Origin of the sequence: Pigmentiphaga sp. H8 (assembly GCF_003854895.1) — a bacterium.
Taxonomy (GTDB): Bacteria; Pseudomonadota; Gammaproteobacteria; order Burkholderiales; family Burkholderiaceae_B; genus Pigmentiphaga.
The window spans coordinates 5,032,124-5,057,080 of sequence record NZ_CP033966.1; the positions used below are offsets into that span (position 1 = coordinate 5,032,124).

The 24,957-nt window shown below is 68.8% G+C and carries 22 protein-coding genes; 10 read left to right on the plus strand and 12 right to left on the minus strand.

Annotated elements, in window-relative coordinates; genetic code table 11:
• Positions 1 to 299 precede the first annotated feature (299 nt).
• Positions 300 to 1,043: a YdiY family protein gene (locus tag EGT29_RS23665; protein ID WP_161567934.1), complete on the plus strand. Its 744-nt coding sequence runs from the start codon at positions 300 to 302 to the stop codon at positions 1,041 to 1,043.
• A gap of 82 nt (positions 1,044 to 1,125) precedes the next feature.
• Here EGT29_RS23665 and EGT29_RS23670 read toward each other — a convergent pair whose 3' ends face one another.
• On the minus strand, positions 1,126 to 1,458 hold the full coding sequence (locus tag EGT29_RS23670; protein WP_124691281.1) for a CzcE family metal-binding protein: 333 nt from the start codon (positions 1,456 to 1,458) through the stop codon (positions 1,126 to 1,128).
• Between the two features lie 73 nt (positions 1,459 to 1,531).
• Positions 1,532 to 1,852 carry a DUF4148 domain-containing protein gene (locus EGT29_RS23675; RefSeq protein WP_124691282.1) on the minus strand — a complete coding sequence of 107 codons (321 nt, stop codon included), beginning with the start codon at positions 1,850 to 1,852 and terminating at the stop codon, positions 1,532 to 1,534.
• A 142-nt stretch (positions 1,853 to 1,994) separates the two neighbouring features.
• On the opposite strand from EGT29_RS23675, the gene EGT29_RS23680 reads away from it, so the two are divergent.
• Positions 1,995 to 2,936 carry a LysR family transcriptional regulator gene (locus EGT29_RS23680; protein WP_124691283.1) on the plus strand — a complete coding sequence of 314 codons (942 nt, stop codon included), beginning with the start codon at positions 1,995 to 1,997 and terminating at the stop codon, positions 2,934 to 2,936.
• A gap of 27 nt (positions 2,937 to 2,963) precedes the next feature.
• On the opposite strand, the gene EGT29_RS23685 is transcribed toward EGT29_RS23680, so the two are convergent.
• From EGT29_RS23685 to EGT29_RS23710, 6 genes are all read right to left on the minus strand, one after another.
• Complete coding sequence (locus EGT29_RS23685; RefSeq protein ID WP_124691284.1) at positions 2,964 to 4,553, minus strand: bifunctional 3-(3-hydroxy-phenyl)propionate/3-hydroxycinnamic acid hydroxylase; 1,590 nt, start codon at positions 4,551 to 4,553, stop codon at positions 2,964 to 2,966.
• Positions 4,554 to 4,558: 5 nt separating this feature from the next.
• Positions 4,559 to 5,320: an IclR family transcriptional regulator gene (locus EGT29_RS23690; protein ID WP_238160186.1), complete on the minus strand. Its 762-nt coding sequence runs from the start codon at positions 5,318 to 5,320 to the stop codon at positions 4,559 to 4,561.
• Between the two features lie 7 nt (positions 5,321 to 5,327).
• Positions 5,328 to 6,161 carry a VOC family protein gene (locus EGT29_RS23695; protein ID WP_124691285.1) on the minus strand — a complete coding sequence of 278 codons (834 nt, stop codon included), beginning with the start codon at positions 6,159 to 6,161 and terminating at the stop codon, positions 5,328 to 5,330.
• 113 nt (positions 6,162 to 6,274) lie between these two features.
• Positions 6,275 to 7,249 carry a tripartite tricarboxylate transporter substrate binding protein gene (locus tag EGT29_RS23700; protein WP_124691286.1) on the minus strand — a complete coding sequence of 325 codons (975 nt, stop codon included), beginning with the start codon at positions 7,247 to 7,249 and terminating at the stop codon, positions 6,275 to 6,277.
• A gap of 117 nt (positions 7,250 to 7,366) precedes the next feature.
• On the minus strand, positions 7,367 to 8,542 hold the full coding sequence (locus tag EGT29_RS23705; protein ID WP_161567935.1) for a Rieske 2Fe-2S domain-containing protein: 1,176 nt from the start codon (positions 8,540 to 8,542) through the stop codon (positions 7,367 to 7,369).
• A gap of 83 nt (positions 8,543 to 8,625) precedes the next feature.
• Positions 8,626 to 10,023, minus strand: coding sequence for an amidase (locus EGT29_RS23710; protein ID WP_124691288.1), 1,398 nt, complete (start codon positions 10,021 to 10,023; stop codon positions 8,626 to 8,628).
• A gap of 81 nt (positions 10,024 to 10,104) precedes the next feature.
• On the opposite strand from EGT29_RS23710, the gene EGT29_RS23715 reads away from it, so the two are divergent.
• The 4 genes from EGT29_RS23715 to EGT29_RS23730 are packed head-to-tail and all read left to right on the plus strand — an operon-like array spanning position 10,105 to position 12,938.
• On the plus strand, positions 10,105 to 10,410 hold the full coding sequence (locus tag EGT29_RS23715; RefSeq protein ID WP_087840703.1) for a hypothetical protein: 306 nt from the start codon (positions 10,105 to 10,107) through the stop codon (positions 10,408 to 10,410).
• Between the two features lie 27 nt (positions 10,411 to 10,437).
• Positions 10,438 to 11,235 (plus strand): hypothetical protein, encoded by a 798-nt coding sequence (locus EGT29_RS23720; RefSeq protein ID WP_161567936.1) that lies wholly within the window; start codon positions 10,438 to 10,440, stop codon positions 11,233 to 11,235.
• Positions 11,232 to 12,125: an ABC transporter substrate-binding protein gene (locus EGT29_RS23725; RefSeq protein WP_124691290.1), complete on the plus strand. Its 894-nt coding sequence runs from the start codon at positions 11,232 to 11,234 to the stop codon at positions 12,123 to 12,125. The genes EGT29_RS23720 and EGT29_RS23725 overlap by 4 nt, the downstream gene beginning before the upstream one ends.
• A gap of 39 nt (positions 12,126 to 12,164) precedes the next feature.
• On the plus strand, positions 12,165 to 12,938 hold the full coding sequence (locus EGT29_RS23730) for an SDR family oxidoreductase (protein ID WP_124691291.1): 774 nt from the start codon (positions 12,165 to 12,167) through the stop codon (positions 12,936 to 12,938).
• A gap of 24 nt (positions 12,939 to 12,962) precedes the next feature.
• Here EGT29_RS23730 and EGT29_RS23735 read toward each other — a convergent pair whose 3' ends face one another.
• Together EGT29_RS23735 and acnB are read right to left on the minus strand one after the other, a co-directional pair.
• A complete protein-coding gene (locus tag EGT29_RS23735; RefSeq protein WP_161567937.1) occupies positions 12,963 to 13,406 on the minus strand; it encodes a MarR family winged helix-turn-helix transcriptional regulator in 444 nt (147 codons plus the stop codon).
• A gap of 154 nt (positions 13,407 to 13,560) precedes the next feature.
• Positions 13,561 to 16,146, minus strand: a complete 2,586-nt coding sequence (acnB, locus tag EGT29_RS23740) for a bifunctional aconitate hydratase 2/2-methylisocitrate dehydratase (protein ID WP_124691293.1) — start codon at positions 16,144 to 16,146, stop codon at positions 13,561 to 13,563.
• A 169-nt stretch (positions 16,147 to 16,315) separates the two neighbouring features.
• Between acnB and EGT29_RS23745 the strand changes: the two genes are divergently transcribed.
• From EGT29_RS23745 to tcuB, 4 genes are all read left to right on the plus strand, one after another.
• On the plus strand, positions 16,316 to 18,196 hold the full coding sequence (locus EGT29_RS23745) for a serine hydrolase (protein WP_124691294.1): 1,881 nt from the start codon (positions 16,316 to 16,318) through the stop codon (positions 18,194 to 18,196).
• 9 nt (positions 18,197 to 18,205) lie between these two features.
• On the plus strand, positions 18,206 to 19,135 hold the full coding sequence (locus tag EGT29_RS23750) for a LysR family transcriptional regulator (RefSeq protein WP_124691295.1): 930 nt from the start codon (positions 18,206 to 18,208) through the stop codon (positions 19,133 to 19,135).
• A 77-nt stretch (positions 19,136 to 19,212) separates the two neighbouring features.
• Positions 19,213 to 20,631 (plus strand): FAD-dependent tricarballylate dehydrogenase TcuA, encoded by a 1,419-nt coding sequence (tcuA, locus tag EGT29_RS23755; protein WP_124691296.1) that lies wholly within the window; start codon positions 19,213 to 19,215, stop codon positions 20,629 to 20,631.
• Positions 20,618 to 21,835: a tricarballylate utilization 4Fe-4S protein TcuB gene (gene tcuB, locus EGT29_RS23760; RefSeq protein ID WP_124691297.1), complete on the plus strand. Its 1,218-nt coding sequence runs from the start codon at positions 20,618 to 20,620 to the stop codon at positions 21,833 to 21,835. Before tcuA ends, tcuB begins: the two co-directional genes overlap by 14 nt.
• 15 nt (positions 21,836 to 21,850) lie before the next feature.
• Here tcuB and EGT29_RS23765 read toward each other — a convergent pair whose 3' ends face one another.
• The gene (locus EGT29_RS23765) at positions 21,851 to 23,509 is read right to left on the minus strand and encodes a thiamine pyrophosphate-binding protein (protein ID WP_124691298.1); all 1,659 of its coding nucleotides are present in this window, start codon (positions 23,507 to 23,509) and stop codon (positions 21,851 to 21,853) included.
• A complete protein-coding gene (locus tag EGT29_RS23770; protein WP_124691299.1) occupies positions 23,506 to 24,957 on the minus strand; it encodes a sulfatase-like hydrolase/transferase in 1,452 nt (483 codons plus the stop codon). Before EGT29_RS23770 ends, EGT29_RS23765 begins: the two co-directional genes overlap by 4 nt.

The window sequence follows — 24,957 nt, forward strand, 5'->3', positions numbered from 1 at the left end:
ATCACGCCATTCTACGTTGGCACCGGCCACATGCGCGGTGTATGGTGACGCCTGGGCGCATCGTCGCCCAGGCGGCGCGCCCTGCAAGCGGCGTGCCCCACCCGGGAAGCGGCCGCGCCGCTCTCCCGTGCCCGACCGCGTCTCGCGACGCACTCCCTTCGAGCCCCGCCCCGGCCGTTCGCGGCCACGCAGCAAACGGCGGCGGACTCGTCCAACCCCACTCCGAATGGCAACCCGTCATTGAGGATGTCCCGCCGCATGCGCGCCATGCGGCCTGGTGCAATAAGGAGAACGCATCGATGTTCAAGACCCGTCATATCGCTCCCCTCGCCTTCGCCCTCGCAGCCGCTCCCGCCTGGGCGCAGGCGCCGCTGAAAACCGACGGCAAGTGGCGCGGCTCCATCAATGCCGGCGCCAGCCTGGCTTCCGGCAACACCGACTCCACGTCGTTCAACCTGGGCGCCAACGCGGGCCGCGCCACGGACCTGGACCGCCTGAACTTCACGCTGACCGCGCTCTACGGCACCAAGAAGGAAAACGGCAGCAGCAGCGAAACCGCCAACCTGCTGCGCATGGGCGGCAAGTACGACCGCGACATCACCGACCGGACCTTCGGCTTCGGCTCGCTGGACATCGAACACGACAAGCTGCAGGAACTGGACATGCGCGGCGTCGCGGCGGCAGGCGTCGGGCGGCACATCATCAAGACCGAGAAGACGATCTTCGACCTGTTCACCGGCCTGGCCTACAACCACGAACGCTTCACCACCGAGACCCGCAATTCGACCGAACTGCTGCTGGGGGAAGAGTCCACCCACATGATCTCGGACACGACCTCGCTCAACCAGCGCCTGGCGCTCTACCCCAACATCAGCGACGGCGGCGAGTACCGCATCCAGTTCGACGCCGGCATCACCACGTCCATCACGAAGAAGATCGAGCTCAAGGTCACGCTGTCGAACCGCTACATGAGCAATCCGCAGCCGGGGGTGAAGAAGTCGGACACGCTGCTGCTGACCAACATCGGCTACCGCTTTGAATAGCCACATGACGTAAAAAAGCCCGCAGGCGGATGGCCTGCGGGCTACGCGCCGTCCGGGTGGGATGGCGCGGTGCGGGAGGGAATCAGAGGCCGCGCTCGTCCAGGGGGGAGGGACTGACGTAGGCCCTGATGGTGTGGTTCAGCACACCGGCGGGGGCCAGGTCGTTCAGGTCGAACGCGCCACGGATGCCGTTGAACTTCACGGCGAAACTCCTGCCGTTGACGTCGAAGCGCACGGTTTCGCCGTACTGCACGTTGATGTAGCGCGTGCCGTCGTTCAACGCGATGGCGCGTTCGGCGCTCTCGACGGTGACCGGCGAACCCAGCAGATCCGGGCGGACCGACGCGGCATGGGCCGAGACGCTTGCCAGGCCGATCAGCGCCGCGGCGACGAAGGAAAAGACTTGGACTTTCATGACGGGTACTCCAGGATCTGGTCAGGCGCGCGGCCGGGCCGGGGATGCGGCCCCGGCCGGCTCGCGGCGCGGCTTACAGGTTGTTCGGGTATTCGCCCGGGCCGCCCGCGCGGCGGGCCAGCTCGGCGCGCTTGAGCTCTTCGACCACCTGGGCCCGGCTGACCGGCGCGGCCTTCTGGGCCGTTTCGTCGGGGAAGCCTTCCTGGCCGTAGACGATGCCGCCATTGGCCTTGGCCTCGGCCAGCTCGGCCAGCACCTGCGCGCGGGTCAATTCATGCGTGGCCGAGATCCCGGGAGGGGGAAAATCGTTGCCGTAGTTGTTGCCCTGGTCGGCATGGGCAGCGGCGCCGATGAGGGAAGCGGCAATCAGGGCGGTATATGCAAAGGTCTTCATGATGAACTCCGTTTTTCTCGTTGATCTTTCAGCCTGAATCAAGGGTATGTGCTAATTGCTTGATTGACCGTGTAGGAATATTGCGCCTTTTGAAGGCATAATTGAAATCAATAAGTCGAATTATTGGCATAAGGATTGGATTATGGTTGGCCGCGTGGACCTGAACCTGCTCCTGACCCTGGAGACCCTGCTCAACGAGTTGAACGTCACCAAGGCGGCGGTCAAGCTCAACAGCAGCCAGCCGGCCGTGTCCGCGCAACTGGTGCGGCTGCGGCGCATGTTCGACGACCCCTTGCTGATCCCCGGCGCCCGGGGAATGACGCCCACGCCGCGGGCGCTGGAGCTTGCCCCGCGGCTATCCGAACTGCTGGACGGCTTCCGGACGCTGGTCCAGCCGGACCACTTCGACCCCAGGACCGCGCAGGGCGGCATCCTGATCGGCACCAACGACGCGACCCAGTGCCGGCTGGCCAAGTGGTTCGGCAATCTCGCCAATACGGCGCCGGGCGTGCAGATAGGCTTCGTCACGGCGAATCGCTCGACGGTGCCCGACGTCGAGCAGCACATGGCCTCGGGCCAGGTGGATCTGGTCATCTCGCGCCGCTCGGCCTTTCCCGACCGGCTGCACGTGCGCCCGCTGCATGACGAGACCTTCGTCTGCGCCATGCGCTGGGACCATCCCTATCGGAAGAAGCAGATGACGCTCAAGGACTTCATCGCCATGCGGCATGTGATCGTGCTGCCCCTGGGCGGGGAGTTCGACGACGTCACCGACGAAATCCTGAAGGAAATGGGCCTGTCGCGGCAGACCGTGGTGTCGGTGCCGAGCTTTCTCGTGGCCGAGCGCGTGCTGCGCAACACGGACTTCGTCTCGGTGTTTCCGACCTCGCTGGCGCGCGGCATGATGTCCACGCTCAAGAGCTATCCGCTGCCCTACACGCTGCCCAAGTTCGAGTTCGCGATGGCCTGGCACGTCCGCACGCACCTGAGCCCGCTGCACCGCTGGGTGCGGGACCAGATCGCGGAAGAACTGATGGCCGGACGCGAGGAAGACGGCGATCCGATGAGCCAGATCGCCTGGTAGACCGCCCCGTGGCGGCGGGGCCCGCCGCTACGCCCGGTAGCGGGCCAGCAGCGCCCGCAGCGGCGCGGCGTCGTCCTGGCCGCCCGGCAGGAAGGCCAGCACGTAGCGATCGGGCCGGACCAGCATGGCCTGCGCGCCGGCCTCGGCCATCACCCGCGTCAGGACGCCCTCGCAGTCGCGCACGACCAGGCGCTCCGGCGTCTCGGGCCAGGGAAAATCGTCCTGGGCGGCCACCAGCTCGACCCGGCGGACGTCCATCGCGGCCATCCAGCTTTCGACCTCCGGATCCAGCGGCTGGCCCGCCCGGCACAGGCAGGCGAAGCCGGGGCCGAGCGCTTCGTCCAGCAAGCGCCTGCGCCCCCCGGGCCATTCCACGCGGGGCTGCGGCAACAGTTGTCCCGCCTTGATCGCCGTATCGGGCGCCTGGCAGGACACGAAGAAACCTTCCCCGAAACGCGGCTTGGGCTTGAACTTGAGTTGCAGCACATAGTCCCGCGCCGGCGGATACAGGCTGCATAGCTTGAGCGCCCATTGCGCGGCCATGGCCTCCAGCCGCGACTTCGGCTGCATGTAGCGGCCGATGCGTATCGCCATCTCGATCAGCGCCCAGGCGTGCGGCTTGCGTTCCATCTCGTAGGTATCGAGCAGCGCAGGATCGCATCGCCCCTGCACCACGGCATGCAGCTTCCAGGCCAGGTTCGTGGCATCGCGCACGCCGCTGTTCATGCCTTGGCCCGCGAACGGCGGCGTCAGGTGGGCGGCGTCGCCCGCCAGCAGCACCCGCCCCTCGCGCCAGCGTTCGGCCAGGCGGGCATGGAAGGTGTAGACCACCTTGCGGGCGATGGGCAGGTCCTCGTCCAGCGGCTCGCGCTCGCGGATCCAGCCGCGCAGCCGGGCCTCGTCCAGCACGTACTCGGCGGTCTCCCCTTCCTTCAGCATGAATTCGTAGCGCACCGTGCCCTGCGGACCCGGCAGGCGGATGGCCGGACGGACCGGGTCGCAATAGGTCCGGGTATGGCGGAAAGGCGTCTTGCGATCGAGCAGGTCCACGATCAGCCATTTTTCGGCGAAGGTGTTGCCCGACAACGGAATGCCCAATTGCTCGCGCACGCCGCTGCGGCCGCCGTCGCATGCAACCAGCCAGTCGCAGCTCAGCGTGACCGGCGTGCCGGCATGGTCGACGTCCAGGACCACCCTGTCGCCGGCCTGCTCGAAGCGCCGCAGCTCGTGTCCGAACCGCGTCTCGACGTGCGGGAAGCGCCGCAGGCCGTCGCGCAGCTGCGCCGCCAGCACGGCCTGTCGGAAGGCATTGCGCTTGGGGTAGCCGTATTCGGTCGATTGCGGCTCGATGCGCGCGAACTCGCGCCCCGACCACGAGAAGTAATGGACCCCGTAGCCCTGGACGATGGACGGCAGGATCTCGTCGATCAGGCCCGCCGACTGGGCGGTCCGCAGGCTCTCGTCGTCGATCGACACGGCGCGGGGCTCGTCCACCGTCGAGGCATTGCGTTCCAGCAGCAGCGTGCGGACGCCGTAGCCCCCGAGCAGGTTCGCAAGGGTCAAGCCGGTCGGGCCGGCACCGAGGACGATGACCGGATAGTGGGAAGTTGCGTGCATGATTGCTATCTTTTGCTGCGAGCCCGCAGACGTTCGTTTTCGAGAGTCGATTCGATGGAGGATGCGACCGAGAAGACCTTGGACAACACGGTCTTGCTGCGCGCCGCGGGCAGCCGGGCCAGCGGGATCACGACGCTCAGGCTGCCCAGCACGCGCGGCCCGTCCAGCAGGGCGACGGCCAGTCCGGCCAGGCCCGCGTCGACCTCGCTGTGCGTCACGCAGGCCTTGGCCTCGCGCAGCGGCTCCAGCTCGGCCAGGAAGCCTTGCAGGCCGGACGGGAAACCGGCCGCGACGATGGCGGCGCGGTCGCGGTGCCACAGCCGCTCCAGCTCGGCGCGCGGCAGGTGCGCCAGGATGACCTTGGAGGTCGCGCCCCGGTACAGGGGCATCGCGCGGCCGCGCTCATAGCTGACCGGCGTGACCGGGTCCGAAGGCATTTCCTGGTGGATGCACAGGACCTTGTCGCCATGCACGCGGCACAGCAGCACGGTACCGCCCGTCTCGGCCGCCAGCTTGCGCAGCAGCTTGCCGGACGCCTGCAGCAGCGGATCGGCCAGCCGGATCTGGCGATCCAGCTCGACGATCAGCGGGCCCAGCGCATACCCCCGGTCGGCCACCCGTTCGAGCAGGCCGGCCTCTTCCAGCGCCTTCAGGTCCCGGTAGATGCTGGCTCGCGACACGCCCAGTTCGTCCATGAGCTGGGCCGGCTTGCGTACCGGGCGGCTGAGGTCGAAGGATTCGAGTATGCGCAGCAGGCGTTCGGACACGATGGCCTCAATCGCGCATGATGGCCTTGCCCCAGAGGTTGAGGGTGCGCTCTTCGTGCACCCACACCCCCGCGGGGCGGTCCGGCGGGCAGACCTCGATCTCGGCCGAGATCTCGGCCAGGTTGCCGTCCGGATCGCGCACCATGAAGAAAACGTCGTTGCCGGGACCATGGCGGCCGATGCCCCAGACGATGGTCTCGCGGATGGCGGCCATGCGGTCGCCCCAGGCCTTCATGTCGTCCCACGACGTGGTCTCGAAGGACTGGTGGTCGAAACAGCGCACCGGGGCGCGGAACAGCGCCAGCGCGTGGTGCAGGTTTTCCGTGCGCAGGAAGCAGGCGCGCAGCACGCCCTCGTCGTCCTGCACGCGGTCCGACAGCGTGAAGCCGAGCACGCCTTCGTAGAAGGCCAGCATGGGCGCCGGGTCCAGGGTGCGCAGCGCGAAGTGCTGCAAATGGGCCTCGGGCAGCGTGTCGCGGGACGGTACGCCCACGGGCGTGCCGGGGCGCAGCGCGAAGACGACCAGGTTGCCGTCGGGGTCGCGCACGGCCAGCGCGTCGTCGCACGCCACCGGCAGCGGCGGCACCTCGGCCGTCATCCGCGCGCCGACGCGATCCTTGAACGCCTGCCAGCGCCCGGCGTCGGCGAAGCCGAACAGCGCGTGTTCCAGCCGGTTGGCCGGCCCTTCCGACAACACCAGCGTGCGCCCCGGCGCCGCGCACACCCAGCGGCCGGCCTGCTCGCTGGCGGCCAGTCCGTGGGTGCGGGCATAGAAGTCCGCCAGCCGCCGCGGGTCCGGCGAGGTCAAATGCAGATGATGCAGCGATGCGCCCAATTCCATTGTTTCGTTCCACCCATGGCGTTTCGTTCCTGTTGGGCGAACTATCCCGCGCCGGATATCCGGCGTCAACGGAATTTCTCACGTATTGAGACGATGGGCGCGCAAGCGGATCCTCAGTTTGCAGCGATGCCGCGGGCCTCGATCACGCGGGCCCAGCGCGCGAGGTCCGCGCGCACCAGCGCATTCAACTCCGTTGGCGTGCTGACCGCGCCCGTCATGCCCTGGGCCTTCAGGCTCTGCCGCATGTCCGGCTCGGCCAGCGCAGCCTGCATCTGGCGGTGCAGTTTGTCGATGACCGCCGGGGGCGTGCCCGCCGGGGCGAACAGCCCGTACCAGAGATCCACGTCGAAGGGCTTGCCCACCGACTCGGCCACCGTCGCCACGCTGGGCAGGGCCTCCTGGCGCACGGGGCTCGACACCGCCAGCGCGTGCATCTTGCCGGCCTCGATCTGCGCCAGCGCCGACTGGATGGGCACGAAGCCCACCTCCACCTGCCCGCCGGCGATGGCCGTCACGGCCTCGCCCGCCCCCTTGTGGGGAATGTGCACGATGTTCATGCCCGTCGCCTCCTTGAGCAGCTCCATGGCCAGGTGCTGCGGCGTGCCGACGCCGGACGACGCGTAGTTGTACTGGCCCGGCGCCTTCGCCGCGGCCGCGATGAACTCCGCGAGATTGCGGGCCGGCACCTTGCTGGAGGCCACCAGCACCATCGCCCCCTTGAACAGCAGCCCCACGGACGCGAAATCCTTGACCGGGTCGTAGGGCAGGTTCTTGTACAGGCTGGGGTTCATGGCCAGCGTGTTGGCCACCACCAGCAGCGTGTACCCGTCAGGCGCCGAGCGCGCGACGAACTCGCTGCCGATGTTGCCGCCCGCACCCACCTTGTTCTGCACGATGAACGGCGCCTTCATGCCCACGCGCAGCTTCTCGGCCAGCGCCCGCGTGGCGGTGTCGATGCCCGTCCCCGCGCTGTAGGGCATGACCAGGGTCACCGCTCTTGCGGGATAGTCGGCAGGCCCCTGCGCCTGCGCCGGACAGGCCAGCACGGCCGCGATTCCCATCCCCAGGACTGTCACAAGCTTCTTCATGCTCCACCTCTGCTAGACGCCATGCGGCTCCCCTGCGGGCAGCCGGGTGAACTTCGGAAGACACGGCCGGCGGTCCGCCCGGACCGCCGCCGCCAGACGGTACCGCCACGGCCTTGCTCAGACCGGAAACACCAATGAGGCCGGCGCGGGTGTCGGCTCGTCGGCGGGCGCGCGAAGACCGTCAGTCTGCTGTGCCTCGAACGCCGCGGCAATACGCCGCCTGATCCGGATCATGTCGCGGTCCGGGCCGAACAGGATCTCGTTCGCGCGGGACTCCACCAGATCGCCCGCCACGCGCGCCATTTCCCGGTCCTCGGCCGCGGTCTTGAGCTGCCTGGGCTTGACCACGCTTTCGAAATGCCGCGCCAGTTGCTCGCGTGCCTCCGGCGTGTCGGCGCGCCAGGCCGCATAGCGGAACAGCCGCGTGCGGCGATAGTCGATCGGCACCTGGAACAGCCGCGACACATAGGGCGCGGCGTCGGCCTTGGGCCGCAGCACGTTGGACACCAGCCCCGGCAGGTTGAAGCGCTCGCCCTGGATCCTGTCCAGGCCATGGCCGTGGTCCAGCATGTTCCCTTCCAGGTCCACCGAGATGCCGCGCAGGCCGTGGCCGTCGGTCTCGACGATCTTCACCCGCCGGTCCTCCAGCGGCGTCAGCTTCTGCGCCGCGCCGCCTTCTTCGTCCCCCAGATAGCGGGCCACGGCTTCGTGATACTGCGACTCCATGTGCAGCGTGACGGCGTGATAGGCATCGCTGCCGTCGATCACCAGCAGCCAGTTCGCGTCCCACTCTTCGGTGGGCAGCCGGAAATGCACGAAGCGATCGGGGTGCAGGAGTTCTTCCGGCACGCACGTTTCGATGGGCGGCGCGGGGAAGCGGTCGGTGTCCCCGATGTAGGCCCAGACATAGCCACCCAGTTCGGCACAGGGATAGGACCGCGCGCGCGCCTTCTCCAACTGGCCGGCGCTGGCCTCCGTATCCCACGGGATCAGCGTGCACGCCCCCGTGCCGTCGAAGCGCAGGCCGTGGTAGGCGCATTGCAACTGGCCATCGAGCACCCGGCCGCTGGAGAGCTGCACGTACCGGTGCGGGCACCGGTCGAACAATACGCCGGGCACGCCGGCGCCGTCGCGAAACACCACCAGGTCCTCGTCCAGGCACCGCACGCCGACCGGCTTGCCGGCGGGCAGCTCCTCGCTTTGCATCACGGGATACCAGTAGTTCCTCAATCCCCGTTCCAACCCTCGCGGTACGCCGCGGACGAGTTCGGGACCATCCTGCTTGTCGCTCACCTTCTCCTCCTTGTCGGGCAAGACGCCGGCCATCTCAATCAATTAGATAGCTAACGTTTTATTAAAAGAAAACTCCAAGCCATTCATGCCTGCATCGCCTGCTCGCATTCCCACGCCCAGGCCAGCAACTGCGCATCGTCGCCGGGCGCTCCGGTCAATTGCATGCCGATGCCGGGATGCCACGGCACCGGCACCGAGATCGACGGCGCCCCCGCCGCGTTGGCGAAGGTCGCGTACAGGGCGCCCGCCCGCGGCGATGCCTGGCAACCATCGATGCTGGCCGGATACGGTGCATCGAGCGGCCAGGCCAGGCAGGGGGAAGCCGGAGACAGCACCACGTCCGCCTCGGCCCAGAGCGCCCGCGTGCGCTGCCGCCAGTCGAGCAGGCGCGCGATCGTGCGGTACACGTCCACGGCCGACGGCTCCGACGAGCGCCGCGCCAGATCGCGCAAGGCGGCCGGCAGCGCGGACTCGTCCAGGCCTAATTCCTCGACGGCGGCGCGCACGCCATGCGGAATGAGCTCCAGCCAGAAGGCGTCGACCTGCGCGACCGAGTACGGCATCGGCTGCCAGTCGACCCGATGGCCCGCGCGCGCCAGGCGTTCCACGCATTCGTTCAACGCCGCCGTGACCACGGGTTCCTGCCCCTGGTCGGGCGGCACGACTACCACGATGCGCGCGCGCCGCGCCTGGGCCCGCTCGCGCAGCCAGGCCTGCGGCCGGACCGCCTGCCCCTGCCCGGGAAAGTACGACGCGCCGGCGGCGATCGTCGTGGCCAGCAGGGCGCAGTCCTCCACCGATCGCGCCATGGGACCGACGACCTGAAAATCCAGAGACGTGCGAGGGAAGCCGGAGGAAGACAGCACCGCGCAGGCCGAGGGCTTGAAGCCGACGGTGCCGGTATAGGCCGCCGGCCGCCGTATCGATCCGCCCGCGTCGGTCGCCAGCGCCAGCCCGCCCATGCCCGCTGCCAGCGCGGCGGCGGCACCGCCGCTGGAGCCGCCCGGCGTCATGGCCGGGTCCAGGGGATTGCGCGTCGGGCCGTACACGCCGTTGCCGGTCGTGGCCGCCAGGGCCATGGGCGGGACGTTGGTCTTGCCCAATATGATCGCGCCCACCTCGCGCACGCGGCCCACCACCGGTTCGTCATGATCGGGCACGAAGGTGGCCAGTGCGTCCACACCCCAGGTCGCCGGCAGCCCCCGCACCCAGAGGTTGTCCTTGACCGTCAGCGGGATGCCGTCGAGCGCGCCGTCGGGATTGCCCGCCGCGTATCGCCGATCGGCGGCGCGGGCCTGCGCCAGCAGGGATTCCGCATCGACCTGCGCGACGATGGCATTGAGCGCCGCATTGCACGACCGCATCCGCTCCAGGGCGGACTCGATCAGATCCACGCTGGCCAGCCGGCCGGCCCGCAACAAGGCGGCGCTTTCGCTGGCGCCTGGCGGCCATGGATGGCCCTCTGGATGAATCGCGCTCACGGTACCTCCCGGCTCCGATGTTGATTGACACTATACACCAAACAATTTAGATTGCTATCTAATTAATTTCAGGATGGCGCCATGAGTCTTTACGCGGTCCAGAGAGTGATCTTCGAACTCAAGCACGACAAGCCCCGGGCCGCGCTGCTGCGGACGGATCCGCACGCCGCGCTGCGGGATGCCGGCCTGACCGAGGCGGAGCGCGACGCCCTGGCCGGCGGGGATCTGGCCGGGCTTTATCTGATGGGCGTCCACCCCCTGCTGCTCGCGCCGTACTCGCGCATGGCCGGCCTGTCCCGCACCGACTATCAACGCGCGCTGGCCCCGCTCAAGGGCGCCCGCCATTTCTCCAGCGACTACCGGCTCGACGGCCACAGCGAGGCTTGAATGGGATCCCTAGAATTCGCCGCGGCAATGAGCCATGCTCCGGGCATCGCCGCCTTCACCCAGGCCGCCCCCGCCGCGCAGCGGCAGGCCTTCGTCGACGCCGCGGGCACCCTGAAAGCGGCTGCCTCCGCGGCCAGGCTGGACGCGATGGTGGTGATCGCGCCCGACCATTTCTCCAATTTCTTCATGGCCAACATGCCCGCCTGCTGTGTCTCGCTGAACGAGCGCTACAGCGGCCCGGTGGAAGACTGGCTGGGCATGCCCAGGATGGACGTTCCCGGCGCGCCGGGCCTGGCGGACCTGGTCATGCGGCACGCCTACGGCCGGGGCATCGAACCCGCCGGCGCCGCGCAGACCGAGCTGGAACACAGCGTCATCGTTCCGCTCTCGCTGGTCACACCCGCGTTCGACATCCCCGTGGTCTGGGTCATGATGAACTGCCAGGTCCCGCCGCTGATGTCCCTGCCCCGCTGCCACGAACTGGGCCGCGCCATCCGCGCCGCCATCGATGCCAGCGGCCTGCGCGTGGGCGTGCTGGGCTCGGGCGGGCTGTCCCACGCGCCCGGCGCCGCCGAGGCCGATCGGCTGGACGAGGCGTTCGACCGCGAGTTTCTGTCCATGCTGGACCGGGGCGACCTGGACGCGATCCTGTCCATTCCCGCCGCCCGGCTGGACGAGGCGGGCTTCGGCGCCTGGGAGGTGCGGCTGTGGGTGGCCGCCATGGGCGCGGCCCACGACCGCCGTCCCCGCACGCTGGCCTACGAGCCGATCGAAGCCTGGGACACCGGCTGTGCGGTCGCGATCTTCGACGGAGCCGGACGATGACGCCGCTGCCCACCGTGCGGCTGGCGCTCGGCCTGCGCTCGACGGCGCAAAGCCTGGGCGTCATCGGCCGCGATGCCGGCGTCTTCCGCGAACAGGGACTGGACCTGGTCATCGCGCGCGAGGAAACCGCCGGGCCCGAGGGCGTGCGCGGCCTCGTCGCCGGGGAATACGACCTGGCGGAATTCGGCGCCGTGCCGCTGGTGCAGGCGGTCTATGAAGGACACGACCCGGTCATCCTGCTGGCGGCCGAACAGACCAATGCCATGTACCTGCTCGGCGCCGCCCGCATCGGCGCGCCGGGCGAACTGCTCGGACAGAAGATCGGCGTGCTCAGCATTGCCGGCCAGACCGGCGTCAGCGCCGCCGCCATGCTGGACAAGTGGGCGCTTCCCCGCCAGGACGTGGAACTGGTGGAACTGGGCACCTATCCCGCCATTTATCGCGCCTTGCAGGACGGCGGCATCGCCGCCGGCGTGCTGACCGCCGACTACGGCGTTGCCGGTTCGGTCGCCTTCGGCCTGCACCGCCTGGCCGACCTGGGCCAGGAACTGCGGTTCCAGGGCCCCATCGTCGCCACCACCCGGCGCTACGCGCGGGCGCATCCCGACCGCGTGCAGCGCGCCGTGACCGCCTACGTGCGCACCATCGAACTGTTCATCGACCAGCCGCAGCGCGTCCTGGCCAGCATGCGGCGCCACCTGGGTTTCCTGGATCACGCGCAGGCGCTGGCCGTCCACGATGTCTATTCCCGGCGCTTCCAGCGCCAGCCCCATCCGTCCGCAGCCGGCCTGCAGCGGGTCATCGACCTGTATGCCGACGGCTCGCGCCCGGCGCTCCGGCTGGAAGACGTCTGGGATCGCACGTTTCTGGACCGCAGCCTGTCGGCATGACGGGCACGCGGCCAACCACCCCATCGCAAGGATGACACCATGGATCTGGGAATCGCGGGACGCACGGCATTGATCACGGCTTCGAGCAAGGGCATAGGCAAGGCCTGCGCGATGGAACTGGCCAGCCAGGGCGCCAACATCGTCATGTGCGCGCGCGGACGTCAGCAACTGGAACTGGCCGCCGAGGAAGTCCGGGCCGTGGCACGCGGCGAAGTCACCGCCATCCCGGCGGACCTGACCTCGGCGCAGGACATCGACGCGCTGGTCGAGGCCGCCGAACGGCGGCACGGCGGCATCGACATCCTCGTTTCCATCGGCGGCTCGCCCAAGCGCGGCGGCTTCGATGCCATTACCGAACAGGACCTGCGCGACGCCTTCGAAATGTCGGTCATCGCCGCCTTCCGATTGTTGAACCGCACGCTGCCCGGCATGCGGGCCCGCGGCTGGGGCCGCGTGGTCACCGTGCAGTCCCGGGCCGTGCGCGAACCCATTCCCGACCTGGTGACCTCGGTGTCCACCCGGCCGGGCGTCAACGGACTGTTCAAGTACCTGTCCAAGGAAGTGGCCGCCGACGGCGTCCTGCTCAACACCATCGTACCCGGGCGCATCATGACCGATCGCTTCAAGGGCGGCCAGGACCTGGCGGCGGACAGCCAGGCCTACACGGCCGGCAAGCTGGCCGGCATCCCCGTGGGCCGCTTCGGGCAGCCCGAGGACATCGCCAGCGCCGTCGCCTTTCTTTGCTCCGAACGCGCCTCGTACATCAACGGCACGGCGCTGCAGGTGGACGGCGGCGTCATCAACGCCATCTGACCCGCGAGGCCGTCGGGCCGGACCTTACTCCCCGGGTCCGATATTGGACTCGATCCGGCCCAGCACGCGCATGAAGGTCGCGAGGTCGGCCTTGGTGATGCCTTGCAAGGCGACCTCGTTGATGTTCTCGACCCGGGGCAGCAGCACTTCTTCCAGGCTCCTGCCCTTTTCGGTCAGGGACACCAGCACCTTGCGCTTGTCCACGGAGTCGGGCTGCAGGGTAACCATCTTCTGCGCCTCGAGCTTGCGCAGCGCCGCCCACGCGGTGGGCTGGGTCAACCCCACCATCTCGGCGATCTCGCGCTGGCTCACGCCGTCCTTTTCCCACAGGGCGCGCAGGAAGAACCACATGCCATACGAAATCCCGGCGCTGTTGATCTGCTGTTCCATGATCGGGCGCAGGCGGCGGAAGGTCCTGCCGAGCAGGAAGCCTATGCTGCGATCGATGGGATAGTCTTGAGTGCGCATAATCGTGAACATCATTGGGCCCAGGCAATGATAGCTCACGCGCTTTCGCCATACGGCGGGCAGCCGATCGGCACGAACAAAAAAGGCGCCCCATTCGGAGCGCCTTTCAACACTGCCGGACGGCCCGGACGGGCCGTCCTTCGTCACCTGTCGATCACACGCCGACCGAATCGGCCACATCCTTGAAGTCAGGGATCTGGTCGAAGTTCATGTAGCGATAGATGGTCTTCTCGTGCTCGGCCAGGACGCCGGTCTCGGCCATGTACTCTTCCTTGGTCGGGATGCGGCCCAGGCGCGAGCAGATGGCGGCCAGTTCGGCGGAACCCAGGTACACGAACGAGTTCTTGCCGAGGCGGTTCGGGAAGTTGCGGGTGCTGGTCGACATGACCGTCGCGCCTTCGCGGACCTGCGCCTGGTTGCCCATGCACAGCGAGCAGCCCGGCATTTCCATGCGGGCGCCGGCCGAACCCAGGACGCCGTAGTGGCCTTCCTCGGTCAGCTGCTGCTGGTCCATCTTGGTGGGCGGAGCAACCCACAGCTTGACCGGGATGTCGCGCTTGCCTTCGAGCAGCTTGGACGCCGCGCGGAAGTGGCCGATGTTGGTCATGCAGCTGCCGATGAACACTTCGTCGATCTTGGCGCCGGCGACGGCGGACAGGGTCTTGACGTCGTCCGGGTCGTTCGGGCAGGCCACCAGGGGCTCGTGCACGTCGGCCAGGTCGATCTCGATGACGGCGGCGTACTCGGCGTCGGCATCGGGTTGCAGCAGTTCCGGGTTGGCCAGCCAGGCTTCCATGGCCTTGACGCGGCGGCCGATCGAACGCTCGTCTTCATAGCCGTTGGCGATCATCCACTTCAGCAGCGTGATGTTGCTGTTGATGTACTCGATGATCGGTTCCTTGTTCAGGCGCACCGTGCAACCGGCGGCCGAACGCTCGGCGGAGGCGTCGGACAGTTCGAAGGCCTGTTCCACCTTCAGGTCCGGCAGGCCTTCGATTTCCAGGATGCGGCCCGAGAAGATGTTCTTCTTGCCCTGCTTCTCGACGGTCAGCAGGCCCTGCTGGATCGCGTAGTAGGGAATGGCGTTGACCAGGTCGCGCAGCGTGACGCCGGGCTGCAGCTTGCCCTTGAAGCGGACCAGCACCGATTCGGGCATGTCCAGCGGCATGACGCCGGTGGCCGCCGCGAAGGCGACCAGGCCCGAGCCGGCCGGGAAGCTGATGCCGATGGGGAAGCGGGTGTGCGAGTCGCCGCCGGTGCCGACGGTGTCGGGCAGCACCATGCGGTTCAGCCACGAGTGGATGACGCCGTCGCCCGGGCGCAGCGAGATGCCGCCGCGATTGCTCATGAACTCGGGCAGCGTGTGGTGCGTCTTGACGTCCACGGGCTTGGGATAGGCGGCGGTGTGGCAGAACGACTGCATCACCAGGTCGGCCGAGAAGCCCAGGCAGGCCAGGTCCTTCAGCTCGTCGCGGGTCATGGGGCCGGTGGTGTCCTGGCTGCCGACCGAGGTCATGCGCGGCTCGCAGTAGGTTCCCGGGCGGATGCCCTTGCCTTCCGGCATGCCGCAGGCGCGGCCGACCATCTTCTGGGCCAGCGTATAGCCCTTGCCGGTGTCGGCCGGGTTGTTGGGCAGGCGGAACAGGGTCGAGGGCGGCAGGCCCAGGGTCTCGCGCGCCTTGGCAGTCAGGCCGCGGCCCACGATCAGCGGAATGCGGCCGCCGGCGCGCACTTCGTCGAACAGCACGTCGGACTTGATCTCGAACTCGGCGATGACTTCGCCGTTCTTCAGCGCCTTGCCTTCATAGGGGCGCAGCTCGATGACGTCGCCCATTTCCATCTTGGAGACGTCCAGCTCGACCGGCAGCGCGCCGGCGTCTTCCATGGTGTTGTAGAAGATGGGAGCGATCTTGCTGCCCAGACAGACGCCGCCGAAGCGCTTGTTCGGCACGAAGGGGATGTCTTCGCCGGTCCACCACAGCACGGAGTTGGTGGCGGACTTGCGCGAGGAGCCGGTACCGACCACGTCGCCGACGTAGGCGACCGGATGGCCCTTTTCCTTCAGGTCATTGATGAGCTTGAGCGGACCGACCTTGCCGGGCTCTTGCGGCTCGATGCCCGGACGCGGGTTCTTGAGCATGGCCAGCGCGTGCAGCGGGATGTCGGGGCGGCTCCAGGCGTCGGGCGCGGGCGACAGGTCGTCGGTGTTGGTTTCGCCGGTGACCTTGAACACGGTCAGCGTCAGGCTTTGCGGCAGTTCGGGGCGGCTGGTGAACCACTCGGCGTCGGCCCAGCTTTGCAGCACGGCCTTGGCGTTGGCATTGCCCTTGTCGGCCTTTTCCTTCACGTCGTGGAAGGCGTCGAACATCAGCAGGGTCTTCTTCAGGCCTTCCGCGGCGATGGTGCCGACCTGCGCGTCGTCCAGCAGCTCGATCAGCGCGCTGATGTTGTAGCCGCCCAGCATCGTGCCCAGCAGCTCGGTGGCCTTGGCGCGGTCGATCAGCGGGCAGGCTTCCTTGCCCAGGGCGACGGCGGCCAGGTAGGACGCCTTGACCTTGGCGGCGTCGTCCACGCCGGCCGGCACGCGGTGGGTCAGCAGATCGACCAGGGTCTGCTCTTCGCCCTTGGGCGGGTTCTTGATCAGCTCGATCAGGTCGGCGGTCTGCTGCGCCGACAGCGGCAGCGGGGGGATGCCAAGCGCGGCCCGCTCGGCAACGTGTTGACGGTAGGATTCAAGCATTGGAAGTGTCCCGGTATGAAGGGATTGAGGGCGATCGCCGGGATTGTAGGACTAGCGGCGGCGAGCTGCAACTGTCTTATATCTTATATAAGACATGCGCATCCCCTGCGTATGGTCGAGCCGGGATAGAATCATTTTCCCGATATTCGGCCACGAAGGGGTAATCGAGATGCATTCAACGAAATTGAATCTGGATTGCCCCACCGGGGCCCGACCGGCCGAAGCGGCCACCCTGCTTTCCCCGTCGCGCCGCCACTGGATGCAGTTCGCCGGCGCCGGCGCCCTGCTCCACGCGCTGCCCGGCTGCGGCGGCGGCGACGATCCCGCGCCCGACGCTGGCCGGCTGTCCGAGGCCATCCAGTGGGGGCGCGACGCCATCCGCCAGGCCGTGCAGAAGAACCAGGCCACCGCGGTCTCGGTCGCGCTGATGACCAGCGAAGGCGTGATCTGGCAGGAAGCCTTCGGCGTCGCGGATCCACAGGGCAACGTCGCCGCCACCGTCGACTCCCGCTTCAATATCGGCTCGGTCAGCAAGGTATTGGCCGCGCTGGCCGCCATGGTGCTGTGCGACCGGGGCAAGCTGGCGCTGGACGCGCCGATTACCCGCTATCTGCCCGGCTTCTCGATGCTGTCCAGCGAGTACGGTCGGATCACGCTGCGCCACCTGCTCAGCCATTCGTCCGGGCTGCCCGGCACCAATTGGCGCAACATCTTCGCGTTCGAACCCATTGCCGGATACGCGCAGGACACCCAGGACGGGCTGGCCTACTTCCACCTGAAGCACCAGCCGGGGGAACTGGCCGTCTATTGCAACGACGGCTTCACGATGGTCGAGAACCTGGTGGCCGCGGTCACGGGCCAGTCGTACGCCGAATTCGTCCGGCGCGAGATCCTCGAACCCCTGGGCATGAGCCATTCCGCCTATCCCGTGCAGGCCTTTCCCGAAGGCAGTTTCGTGCACCCGGTCTACGAAGGGCGGCGCATGGGACAGGAATTCGTGTCGGCCTACGCCACCGGCGGCCTGGCCTCCACGCCCGGCGACATGATGCGGCTGGCGAAGATGTTCCTGGACCTGGGCATGTACCAGGGCAAGCGCCTGGTGTCGCAGGCGGCCGTGCAGGAGATGGGCACCGACCAGACCAAGGGCCTGCGCATCAACCCCTGCCCCGAATGGCGCTGGGGCCTGGGCTGGGACTCGGCGCTGCACCCCGGCCTGGACAGCGTCGGCATCAAGGCCTGGCAGAAGAACGGCGGCACGAGCTTCTTCTCGACCGAGTTCTTCGTACTGCCCGACCAGCGCATGGCCCTGCTGCTGACGGGGGCCGGCACCACCTACGGGCCGCTGCGCATCGCCGAGGGCGTGCTGCTGCGGGCCCTGGCCACCACGCGCGCGATTCCCGCCGTGCCGGCGGCGCTGGAAGGCATCCCCGCGGCGGCGGCGCCCTCCGTCGATGCCGCCGGGCTGGCGGGCATCTATGCGAATTTCGAAGGACCGTACAAGGTCCAGGCCGTCAATGCCGGCACGATCGACGTGCTGCACAGGAAGGGCGACGCCTGGGATCCGGTCGCTCCGGGCCTGACCCTGCGCGCCGACGGCTGGTGGTGGAACGACGCGCCGTCGGGGAACAGCTACCGCTGGCTGACGCTGGACGGCAAGCATTACATGATCCAGCGCGTACCGGCCGGCTGGGGGCACTACCGGCTGACGATGTCCGTGGGCCAGCGCCTGGCGCCCCTGCCCCCGCTGTCCGCCGCCTGGCAAGCCCGCCTGGGCACGCGCTGGGAACCCACCAATGAATCGCCCGAGTCCGTGGCGCTGGCCCTGGGCGGCGGCATCGCCACGCTGGACGAGCTGGCCGAGTTGCCAGGGTATGTGATGTGGAGCGATGGCCAGTTGCTGCGGCCCGATGGCGACGACCGTGCCAGAATGACGATACAGGTGCCCGTCAATCACGGGCGGGACCTGGTCGAGCTCGAGTTCTCGACCGTGGACGGCCAGCCGCAGATGCGATCGGGGTCGTCGCTGTACCGCCTGCTGACAGAGGACTGATCCCCCATCTTGGAACTGCGCCAACTCCGCTATTTCGTCCGCGTCGTCGAACTGGGCAGCATGGGCCGCGCCGCGCGCGAGCTGGGGCTGGTGCCCTCCGCCCTGAGCCAGCAGATCAGCCGCCTGGAAGGCGAGCTGGCCACGCGCCTCCTGCAGCGCACCGCCACCGGCGTCATTCCCACCGACGCCGGGCTGGCGTTCTGGCGGCAGGCGCAGATGGCGCTGCGGCACGCCGATCAGGCCGTGGTCGCGGCGCGCGAGGCCCGGCTGTCGGGCGCGGTCAGCATAGGCTTCGCGCCGTCGACGGCTTCGCTGCTGGCCCGCCCTTTCATCGCCGCCATGCATGACCGCTACCCCGACGTGCGGCTGCATCTGGTGGAAAGCCTGTCCGGCCACCTGGCCGGCATGCTGAACGCCCGCCTGCTGGACCTGGCCGTGCTGTTCCAGACCGACAGCGGCCGGCACTGGAGCGTCCTGCCGCTGCTGGACGAAAAGCTGTTCGTGGTGGCCCGGCCCGATCTCGTGTCCGACCGCCAGCCCCGCCAGCCGATGACCGTGGCCGAGGCCGCGCGGCTGCCGCTGGCGATGCCCAGCAAGACGCATGGCCTGCGCATCCTGGTCGATGCCGCGTTCGACCGCGCGGGCGTGGAACCGGACATCGCGCTGGAGATCGACGGCCTGACCACGCTGATGAACACCGTGATCGACACCCCCATCGCCACCATCCAGCCGGGCGTCGCCGCCGGCGGGATGCACGAGGGGCGCCTGTGCCTGTATCCGCTGGACGATCCCTATCTGTTCCGGCGCAACGTCGTGACCAGCGTCTCGGACGACGAGCTGTCCCCGGCGGCGCTGGCCGCGCGGGTGGTCCTGGCGGACCTGATGCGCACGCTGGTGCGCGACGGCCATTGGCCGGGAGCCACCATTCACGAATCGTGAATACCCATTGCCCGCGCGCCGTCTAGCCTGGTCGGACCGCTCCGCCTACAGTGATTCCTCACTGATAGGAAAGCGGAATGATAGATGTCCTGGTCATCGGCGGCGGCAACGCCGCCTTGTGCGCGGCCCTGATGGCCCGCGAGGCGGGCGCCAGCGTCATGCTGCTGGAAGCCGCGCCCAAGGAATGGCGCGGCGGCAACTCGCAGCACACGCGCAACCTGCGCTGCATGCACGACGGTCCGGAAGACGTGCTGGTCGACAGCTACCCGGAAGAGGAATTCTGGCAGGACCTGCTCAAGGTCACCGGCGGCATCACCGATGAAAAGCTGGCGCGCCTGGTCATCCGGGCCTCGTCCAACTGCCGGGACTGGATGCGCAAGCATGGTGTGAACTTCCAGCCCGCGCTGTCCGGAACCCTGCACATCGCCCGCACCAACGCCTTCTTCATGGGCGGCGGCCGGGCACTGGTCAACGCCTACTACCGCAGCGCCGAGAAGCTGGGCGTGCAGATCCGCTACGGCACGCCGGTGCATGCCCTGGAACTGGACGGCGACCGCTTCGTGGCGGCGCTGGCCGGCAACGAACGCATTCCGGCCCGGGCCTGCGTCATGGCGGCCGGAGGCTTCGAGTCCAACCTGCAATGGGTACGCGAGGCCTGGGGCCAGAACGAGCGGGGCGAATGGCCGGCGGACAACTTCCTGGTGCGGGGCACCCGCTACAACCAGGGCGCCCTGTTGAAGTTCATGATCGACGCCGGTGCCGACATGATCGGCGATCCCACGCAATCGCACTGCGTCGCCATCGACGCGCGCTCGCCGCTGTACGACGGCGGCATCTGCACCCGCCTGGACTGCGTGTCGCTGGGCATCGTCGTCAATCGCGACGCCCAGCGCTTCTACGACGAGGGCGAGGACTTCTGGCCCAAGCGCTATGCGATCTGGGGCCGCCTGGTCGCCTTCCAGCCGGACCAGATCGCCTATTCCATCATCGACGCCAAGGCGGTCGGGCGTTTCATGCCGCCAGTGTTCACCGGCATCCGGGCCGACAGCCTGCCCGAGCTCGCGCGGCTGACGGGGCTGGACGAAACCCGTTTGATGCAGACCGTGCGGGACTTCAACGCGGCCTGCCGGGGCGAACACTTCGACCACACCATCATGGACGACTGCCGCACCGAGGGCATCTCGCCCGTCAAGACGCACTGGGCCCGGCCGCTGGATACGCCGCCCTACTTCGCCTATCCGCTGCGGCCGGGCATCACCTTCACCTACCTGGGCACCCGGGTCGACGAGAACGCCGCCGTGCACTTCGGCGGGCAACCCAGTCCGAACCTGTTCTGCGCCGGCGAGATGATGTCCGGCAACGTGCTGGGCAAGGGCTATACGGCCGGCGTCGGCATGTCCATCGGCACGGCCTTCGGCCGCATCGCCGGCACCCGCGCCGCCGAGGCCGCGCGGCACCCCCGTACTCACGGAGCATCCAATCTTGAAGCAGCTTGAGGACCTCGCGCACGACGCGCAAACCCTGGCGGCCGGCGTGCAGGCCGTGCCGGTCCAATGGCGGACCCAGGCCGCCGCGCAAGGCGGCGCCTGTTCGACCACGCTGACCGCCGACGAAAGCGAAGCGGCCCGCGTCCTGCAGATATGCAATGCCTGCCGCTATTGCGAGGGGTTCTGCGCGACGTTCCCGGCCATGATGCGCAGGCTGGAATTCGGCAAGGCCGACGTGCACTACCTGGCCAACCTGTGCCACAACTGCGGCGCCTGCCTGCACGCCTGCCAGTACGCGCCGCCGAACGAATTCGGCGTCAACGTGCCCCGGGCGATGGCCAAGGTGCGCGTGCAGACCTATGGCGACTACGCCTGGCCCGGTGTCCTGGGACGCCTGTACCGGCACAACGGCGTCGCGCTGGCCCTGGCGACGGCGTTCGCGCTGGCGCTGTTCCTGGTGCTGGCCGCCGGCATGAACGGCGGCATCTGGCACGAACCGCTGGCCGGCAACTTCTACGCCATCTTCCCGCACAACCTGCTGGTGGCGCTGTTCGGCACGGTGTTCGTGCTTGCCATCGTCGCGCTGGGGGTGGGCGTGACGCGCTTCTGGCGCAACGTGTCCCCCGGCTCGGCCACCGGTCCGGCCGTAGCCGAGGCCGCGCACGACGCGCTGCGCCTGAAGTACCTGGACGGCGGACACGGCAAGGGCTGCAACGAGGAAAACGACGCGTTCACGCTGGCGCGGCGGCGGTTCCACCACTTCACTTTCTACGGCTTCATGCTGTGCTTCGCCGCCACCTGCGTGGCCACGCTCTATCACTACGCGTTGGGGTTGCACGCGCCGTATGCGCTGACCAGCCTGCCCGTGCTGCTGGGCACCGCGGGCGGCATCGGCCTCTTGATCGGACCGGCCGGCCTGCTGTGGCTGAACCTGCGCCGCCACCCGGAGCACGGCGATCCCGACCAGCGTCCCATGGACCGCGGCTTCATCTGCCTGCTGTTCCTGACCAGCCTGACCGGGCTCGCGCTGCTGGCCGTGCGCGAGACCAGCGCCATGGGCCTGCTGCTGGCCGTGCACCTGGGCGTGGTGATGGCCTTGTTCCTGACCCTGCCCTACGGCAAGTTCGCGCACGGCATCTATCGATGCGCCGCGCTGCTGAAGTGGAGCATCGAGCGGCGCCAGCCGAGCAGCACGCGGCTGACGCCGGACTGAACCCGCCGCGGGGCGTCAGCCACGCGCCAGCGGCGGCCCCGCGAACGGCTTGGCGAAGGGCCCGATGGCGCGCATGTCGAACTCCACCAGCACGGCCGGCGCATCGCGGCCGGCCGCATCGCGCAGCACGCGCTCCAGGCCGTCCAGGTCGCGCACCGCGATGTAGTCCATGCCGACCGATTGCGCCAGGGCGCCCAGCTCGAAGCCGTGCAGGTCGCAGTAATAGCGGCGTCCGCCGTAGTCCGCGTCCTGGAGATTGCGCAGGATGCCGTAGCCGCCGTCGTTCATCACCAGCATGACGATGCCGGTCCGCTCCTGCACCGCGGTGGCCAGTTCGCCCAGGTTCAGCATGAACCCGCCGTCGCCGGCCAGCAGCCAGGTCTTGCGGTCCGGCCGGCCGGTGGCCGCGCCGATGGCCATGGCCAGCCCCTGACCGATCCCGCCGCCCACGGCGTGGATGCCCTGCCCCGGCGTGAAGACCTGCATCAGGCGATTGCCCCAGGTGCTGTTGGAAATGGTGACGTCGCGCACCCAGCCGAAGTCGCGGCCGCACACGGCCTGCAGCGCGTCGGCGATACGGTCGTAGGGCGCGATGGCGCCGCGCATCGTGGCCTGGGCGCGCTGCCTGGCGCGGGCGGCTTCGTCCGCCAGGCCGGCATCGGCCCGCATGCGCCCCGCGAGCCGGTCGGCCAGCCTGGCCAGCGTCAGGTGCGCATCGCCCCGCACGAACAAGGAGGTCGGATAGGCACGCTGCTCGGCCAGCGGATCCGCGTCGATCTGGATCAGCCTGCGCGGCAGCTGCAGCGTATGGGTCAGCGTTTCCGGCACGCGCAGCCGCGAGCCCACGACCAGCATCGCATCGCAGCCCTGGTAGAAGGCCTCGATCGCGGGCTGGCCGTTGAAGGCGCCCAGCGTGCGCGGATCGTCTTCGGGCACCGCGCCCTTGCCCTGCAAGGTGGTCACGGCCACGAAGCCCAGGTCCAGCAGACGGGTGATCTCGGCGCGCGCGTGGCGGGCGCCGCCACCTATCCACAGGACCGGCCGCCGTGCATCCGCCAGCATGTCGGCCATCCGGTCCACGGTCGCTTCGTCGGGCTCGACCGGCGCCGGCACAGGCGGTGCCGGCGGCGGCTGCACGTCCACCAGGGCACCCTGCAGGTCGATGGGAATCTCCACGCTGACCGGCCCCATGGGCACGGTCAGCGCCAGCCGCACCGCCTCCTGGATCGTGGCCAGGGCGGTCTCGGCCGACCATACCCGCAGCGCCGCCTTGGAGACGGCTTGCAGCATGCCAAGCTGGTCCTTGGCCTCGTGAACGTAGGAACGGCCCCGGTCCAGGTAGGGCAACGCGACCTGCCCGGTGATGTGCAGCAGCGGCGTGCCCGCGGTCCAGGCCTCGACCAGCGCGCCGGCCGCATTGCCGGCGCCCGTGCCCGTGCTGGTGAAGGCCACGCCCAGCGCGCCCGTGGCGCGGGCGCAGGCATCGGCCATACCGACGGCGCCGGCTTCGCCGCGCGCGCCTATGTAGCGGATGCGCCCGTCGCGCCCCAGCGCATCGAGCAGCGGCATGTTGTGGATGGACAGGACCCCGTAGGCTTGCCGCACGCCCAGTTCGTGCAGGTACTGGACCAGGGCATCGCCCACGGTGTGCCGGTTGGAAATCGATGCGCTCATGAATGCAGGCCTTCGGTGGCGGATTGAGGAACAGGCGTGGCGCCGCGATGCCCGGTGCCGAGCGCGGCTTCGCGGCCGCCGGCCCGGCGGACCAGTTCGTCCTGGTCGCGCTTGGCGAGCCGGTCGATCTCTTCGGGATAGAGCCGCGCGCACAGCGCGGTGCGCATGGCATGCACGGTGGCGGCCATTTCGGGACGGGCGGCGAGATCCGTGCGTTCGTGCGGATCGGCCACGATGTCGAACAGCTCGGGGCCATAGTCCACGTAGTGGTGGTATTTGTAGCGGCCGCGCACGAGGTAGTAGGCGGCGCTGGGCGATCCGACGCCGTGGTATTCGCCCAGGACGACGCGATCGGATTCGTCCGCGCCCGCGGCCAGGTCCCGCAGCGAACGGCCCGGCAGCTCGGCCGCGGCCGGCGGCAGGCCCATCGCCTGGAGCACGGTGGGATACACGTCCACCAGGCTGGCATCGGTGCGGCACCGGTGCGCGGCCGGCACGCCGGGACCGGCCAGCACGAGGGGAATGCCCGAGGCCTCGCGATACAGCGTGCCCTTGTTCCACAGGCCGCGGGCGCCCAGGTTGTCGCCATGGTCGGATGTGTAGATCACCGTGGTCCGCGCCGACAGTCCGGTGTCGTCCAGCGTGTCGAGCACCGCGCCCATCTGCTCGTCCATGAACTCGACCAGCGCGAAGTAGGCCGCCACCGCCAGCCGGGCGCGCTCGGGCCCTTCCAGCGCCGCCGCGTGGTCGATGTAGGCCAGCGACCGCCTGACCCAGGGGTGGCGCGCGGCGGCCGGCTCCGGCAGGCAGCCGTCGAACAGCGGATCCTCCAGCACCCGGCGCAGGTAGCGTTCCGGCACGACCAGCGGAAAATGCGGCGCGACCATGCCCACGAACAAGGCCCACGGCGCGGGGTCGGCCGCATGCGTGCGCAACCACTCGCAGGCCGTGGCGCCCACCGTGCGATCGTATTCGTTGTAGGTGGACTCGCCCGCGCCCAGGGACTTGAACATGCCCGACGGCATGGAGCTTGCCGGCAGCGGGTTGCGCACCGATCCCCAGACCTGGCCGATGCCGCCGGGAATGTGCATGGGCAGCCACTGGCGCTGGAAACCGGTGGGATCCTCGGCGCGGCGGAAATGCAGCTTGCCGATGGACTCGGCCAGCAGGCCGGCCTCGGACACCTCCTGCATCCACGAGCGCGCGCGGCCGTCATAGGCGATGGCGTTGTCCCAATAGCGGTGATCGTGCACGTATCTTCCCGTCGCCAGGCTGGCCCGCGCGGGTACGCACAGCGGGCTGGGCGTCCATGCACGCTCGAACACCGTCCCGCGGCGCGCCAGCCGGTCCAGGTTGGGGGTGCGCACGCAGGGATGGCCGGCGAAGCCCGCTATCCACGGGTTGTGCTCGTCGGACAGCAGCACCAGGACATTGGTGGGTTCGGCCAT